Genomic DNA, 4,871 nt, shown 5'->3' on the forward strand with positions numbered 1-4,871 from the left:
CGTATGTACTTGTTCTGTCTTCCTTTCCCAAAGAAACAAGTCTTACCCGTAGAAGTTACTGCAACTGCAGGAACTTTCAAACCAAGATCTATACCCATGACGTTTTCGTTGATGGTTACGCTTGTAGGCACTTCTACGGAAATTTGAGCGTACCATTTCCCTGACTTTTCAATGATACGCATCAATCCAAATTTTCCTTTGCGTAACAATTCCCTGTCTCGGCTAGTCATCGTCGCACGAAACGCCGTTTTCTTCGTCTTTCCATCTACAACGATAGGGAAAGCAACTGTATTTTCAGATACCGTGTAGTTTTGATTATTGACGAAATATACAGGTTTCTTAAGAATCGGACGACCGCCAAGTCTCTTACTTTTACGAAAAACACTCTTAGCATCACGTATGGATTGGTTACAGACGGCTGATGGTAGAATCGTTTCAACATTTTTCGTCGTTGTCTTCGGAAACGAACGAAGTTGTTCAGCTTGTTCCGTGAGCAGATTGACTACACGAATATATTCCTTTCCTAAATGACGAAGAATATCTGGTTGAGCAGGAAATATACGAATCGTAACGGTTAACGCTTGCATGTGTTCACCCCCTTGTCTTTTGCTGTTCCACATATCTTTTAATCGTTTCGCTGGAAATATTCCCTGCCGTACTTACAAAATATGAACGTGTCCAAAGAGAAGGCAAATGCGCTAGATGATTGAACTCCTCTCTTAATTTTTTAGATGTGACCCCTTTGATTTTTGCCATAATATCAGCAGGACTGAATGTTGGCAAAGCGTTTAAAAAAAGATGAGTATGGTCTTTGTCTGTTTCGATTGCGATAATCTCTATTTTCAATTCATCGCAAACATCCTTCACTAATTCCTTAAACCTTATTTCTACATCTAATTTGAGGAATATCTTTTTTCTGTATCGAGGACAAAAAACAAAATGATAGGTAATGAATGATACGGTAGTGGTCGTTCTCCTATAATTATCCATATACGGATTGTATCAGTTTAAATCATTCACTACAACAAAAACACAAGAAACGTTGGAACATTAACGTGTCTAAAGACACGCCTGTTTCAATCTCGCTATCATCCTACACCTAAAGGAGTGGGCTTTCTCGCTCGAAAAATTCTGTAAAAAGATCATGAAGAAGGCCCTGCATCATAGATACGGAGCCTAAACCCTGCTATTCCATCCGAAATACCGGTCCCCTCGCCACGAAAGGCAGGTTACTCCCCTTCGGCAGCATGATGGCATGACTACGGGTTACTTTGATCCGATCACATTCCCCATCGGTAATGATCAAAATCGGACCGTCCTTTGGAAAATCGGTTGCTTTCTCCAGCATGTCAATGCCCGGCTGCAGGATCGTTCCCCCGCGTCCTTTTACTTTGACGCGACCTGCAATGTCTTCGGGAGAAAGGTAGCCCGCATCGTGCGCCTGTGCATCACAAAAGACCACGCGCGCATACGGAACATCTCGCGCTTCACTGTAGCTCGCGATTGCCCCCAATGCTTTGCCGAGTAGCTTGGTATCCATCGAACCGGATGTATCGATCACGACGCCAAACGTGCGTGCCAGCTGATCCGTTTCCCGAAAGCTCCAGGCAGGACGGGCAATGTCAGGTGTAGAGGACTGTCTGCGGCTTGCCCTTGCATACGTGCGGCTCTTTTCCAACTGCGGAAAATGCTCGTCGAACCAACGGGCAAGCTGAACATCCCACGGGATAGGCGGTTGCCCTAAGGCACGAATCTCTTCTACCAAACCCGCAGGCAAAAGTCCTCTCCCTTTCTCCTGATGGTAGATTAAGCCTTGCGACATCGCATTGCGATAAAAGTCATCCAGCGTCGTTCCTGGACCCTTTTCCCAAAAACGCGGATCGTCGCCATCCAGAATATCGCCCATGCCGATTCCTCGTAAGGTGTAAAGCTTGCGATACGTACGCATGTCCGTTACGATCCGATCGTAAATGGCCTCTGCGGACAGTCCCTTCAAGTCTGGATCGTACAGTCCGCCAATTTGCGGAAAACGTCCGACACCGAGCTCCATCAGCCATTGATTGATCACGTAATCGCAGCTAACATTCCAGTAATACGGGTCGCGGCCTTGGCAGCGCTCATGGTGACGCAGCCCTGCGTGCAATAGCTCGTGTGCCATTACGAATTTGCATTCCTCTTCATCCAAGCCCGCCGCAGGATTGATGAAAATTTCGTTGGCTGTTACATCGATAGCTGCCACCGAGATTTGCAGCCGTTGACATATATGTGCATCCTCGATAATCGTGAAATGACTCGCCAACGAAGCCAGCAATGGATAATGATTGATGAACCAGCGCTTGGCCTTTTGTGCCTCAGACAGCTGGTTCTCGTCATTCCCGAGAGCATCGGAATAGCCGCCCGCTACGCTGACAGCACTTTGCACCGCTTGCGCCAGCCCGATCCCCAAAAGCCGCTCCCACTTCACATCTCGATTGTAGGTGTACCGCATGTATTTATCCGAGAATAGCATATCTGCCTGTTTTTCTCCGCCCGTTCCAAACAGCTTCAAATGCTCTGGCACCCCATGCTCCACGAACCATTCATACAGCTCTTCTTCGCTCTTTCCCGATTTATCCAGCTCAAAGGCCATTTCAGCAGGAGGCTTCCCCAGCTTCATGTCTCTCAAAAAACGCGTAATATAACAATCGCATGCGATATTCCACAATATCGGCTGTTCTTTTTCCACAAAATGTCCGAAGCCCAAATGCAACAGCGCATGTGCGAGAACATAAATCCATTCCCCGACTTCCCCTCTGCGCTTCGGATGCGCGTACAAGCTGCCTTCCCGGGTAACGACTACCCAACCGTTATCCGGACAAAAACTTCGCTCGGAACGAATAAAGCTCGCTCGCGAGGACAGCGGTCCAAACATCGGGTGATGACTCAAAAAATGTACAGCCTGCTCGTAGTTTTGCGTCGACGGGTCGTTTTGAATTCCTCTGGCCATTGACTATTTACCCTTCCTGTCCATGGCCAAACGCGGCAGATCACGAATGACCTCCACAACGAACCAGTCTGGCAGTCCGTCGCCATCCTCGTGCCTCGCCACTACCATCTGCGCCATTTCCAGAGAGATGGAAGCGAGCTCCTTTAAGAGAGCTTTCGCTCGGTGCGAAAACCGTTTATGCTGCTCCCCCACGGAGACTTTATCCGCTGGCAGTTCTTTTTTGATCTGCGAACGGAATGAATCGGCCAGAAAATAAAGTACGTCCCGGTCTTCCGGAGCCGTCGGGAAAGAAGCCTCTCCCTCCAAAATACGGTTGAGCTGGTACTTGCCTTGAATGTTCTTGTGAAAAGCCCGAAATTGAGCAGCATGCTGGGGCGTCAAGCATCCGTAGGCCAGTACCCCCACCATCTCTGTCGTCAAGTTCTCACCGAATTCGTTCAGGGCATCAGAGAGCATGTGCCAGGAGCGCGGCGTAGAAAACGGTTCCTCGCTCTTCGGTGGCTGCGACCACAAATAGTCAGGGCGCACTTCTAAAAATTGCAGCACGTAGGAATGGATGCCGTTGCTGTACGCCCACTTCATCCATTGTTCATACGAGACGAGCAATTGGACATGGAACATCCGGTTGATCAGAGCAGACGACATCGGTTTTACGATGGCACTATCCTGGGCACGGTTTCCTGCTCCAATGACAATAGACCCTTTTGGCAGATGGTAATCCCCGATTCTCCGCTCATGAATCAGACTGTAAAACGCCTTTTGCACTTCTTGCGAGCACGCATTCAATTCGTCAAGAAACAAGCAGTACGGTTCTTCGCGCGCAATTTGTGCAGGTGGGCAAAATCTGCTTTTCCCATCTACGATCTGCGGGACACCGATAATATCCTCAGGTGCCAGCTGACTCCCCAACAATGATACGCAAGGCAGGCCCACCTGCTCGGCAAACGCCTCGACGAGAGACGATTTGCCGATTCCGGGTGCGCCCCAAATAAATACTGGACGAGCTACCGCTACGTTTAGCAGCACATCCATCAGTTGATTTTGCGTTACTTGGATTCCTAGATTCATTTCATAACCTCTCTTGTTTGATTGATTTTCGCAGCAATCTACCTCTTTCCGTGATTGATTTCCATTGACTAGAGCGACCGTCACACCACAAATATTTCCTAATATTACAAGAAGATTGAATAACGGGCAAGAAAGAAAGGCACCACATTGTAAAGCGTACCTGAATAAAAACAATGAAACCGATCAATCCCCATATGCATGATATCGGAATAGGATGAAAATACATGTAGAAAGGAGGACGTTTCATTTGTCACAAGCAAATATCTCCAACATTACGCCGCTAATTACCATCACACAAAGCCAAGTCGCAAACTTGCTACTCGCATCCATCGCGTTGGAAGAACTTGGTTTAAGCCATATCATTAACGCAGAGGCGGAGAAGCTTCAATATGTCCTGGGCACTCTTCCAGGATTAACAGGCCCCCCTGCAACCATTAGTGATTTGCTGAACGTTAATTCTAGCGTAGTAAATACGCTCAGAGAGATCACAAAGAAAGAAATTCTGCTGAACAACAAGCTGAATTCCGTATTATCTGCATCGTTTATTGCTAGTCTGACAGGACCAACGGGAGCCACGGGTGCTACTGGTCTACCTGGAGCCACCGGACCAGATGGAGGGGGAACCGGAACAACAGGTGCAACGGGGGCTACTGGCGCTACTGGGGTAGGCATAACGGGAGCGACCGGAGTCGGCTTGACTGGGGCTACGGGTGCAACAGGGGCCACTGGAGTCGGCTTGACCGGCACTACGGGTGCAACAGGGGCCACCGGAGTTGGCTTGACCGGCACTACGGGTGCAACAGGGGCCACCGGAGTC

At 48.6% G+C, this 4,871-nt stretch carries 4 protein-coding genes and 1 pseudogene; 1 reads left to right on the forward strand and 4 read right to left on the reverse strand.

The window, feature by feature from the left end:
* From C7R93_RS29760 to C7R93_RS29775, 4 genes and pseudogenes are all read right to left on the reverse strand, one after another.
* Positions 1–587, reverse strand: a pseudogene (locus C7R93_RS29760) (RNA-guided endonuclease TnpB family protein); the annotation flags it as partial.
* Between the two features lie 4 nt (positions 588–591).
* Positions 592–990 (reverse strand): IS200/IS605 family transposase, encoded by a 399-nt coding sequence (gene tnpA, locus C7R93_RS29765; RefSeq protein ID WP_106842160.1) that lies wholly within the window; start codon positions 988–990, stop codon positions 592–594.
* A 196-nt stretch (positions 991–1,186) separates the two neighbouring features.
* The gene (locus tag C7R93_RS29770; protein WP_106842161.1) at positions 1,187–2,986 is read right to left on the reverse strand and encodes a vWA domain-containing protein; all 1,800 of its coding nucleotides are present in this window, start codon (positions 2,984–2,986) and stop codon (positions 1,187–1,189) included.
* Between the two features lie 3 nt (positions 2,987–2,989).
* Positions 2,990–4,054 (reverse strand): AAA family ATPase, encoded by a 1,065-nt coding sequence (locus C7R93_RS29775; protein WP_106842162.1) that lies wholly within the window; start codon positions 4,052–4,054, stop codon positions 2,990–2,992.
* A 247-nt stretch (positions 4,055–4,301) separates the two neighbouring features.
* Here C7R93_RS29775 and C7R93_RS29975 point away from each other — a divergent pair.
* The coding region (locus C7R93_RS29975) for an alpha-helical endospore appendage domain-containing protein (protein WP_482758279.1) at positions 4,302–4,871 on the forward strand (570 nt) is incomplete at its 3' end.

Origin of the sequence: Brevibacillus fortis, assembly GCF_003013395.1 — a bacterium.
In the GTDB taxonomy this organism is placed as follows: Bacteria; Bacillota; Bacilli; order Brevibacillales; family Brevibacillaceae; genus Brevibacillus; species Brevibacillus fortis.

What these genes read in the sequence shown, in the direction of transcription:
- tnpA (WP_106842160.1), bottom strand. Translation starts at nt 990, where the DNA reads ATGGATAATTATAGGAGAACGACCACTACCGTATCATTCATTACCTAT.
- C7R93_RS29770 (WP_106842161.1), bottom strand. Translation starts at nt 2,986, where the DNA reads ATGGCCAGAGGAATTCAAAACGACCCGTCGACGCAAAACTACGAGCAG.
- C7R93_RS29775 (WP_106842162.1), bottom strand. Translation starts at nt 4,054, where the DNA reads ATGAATCTAGGAATCCAAGTAACGCAAAATCAACTGATGGATGTGCTG.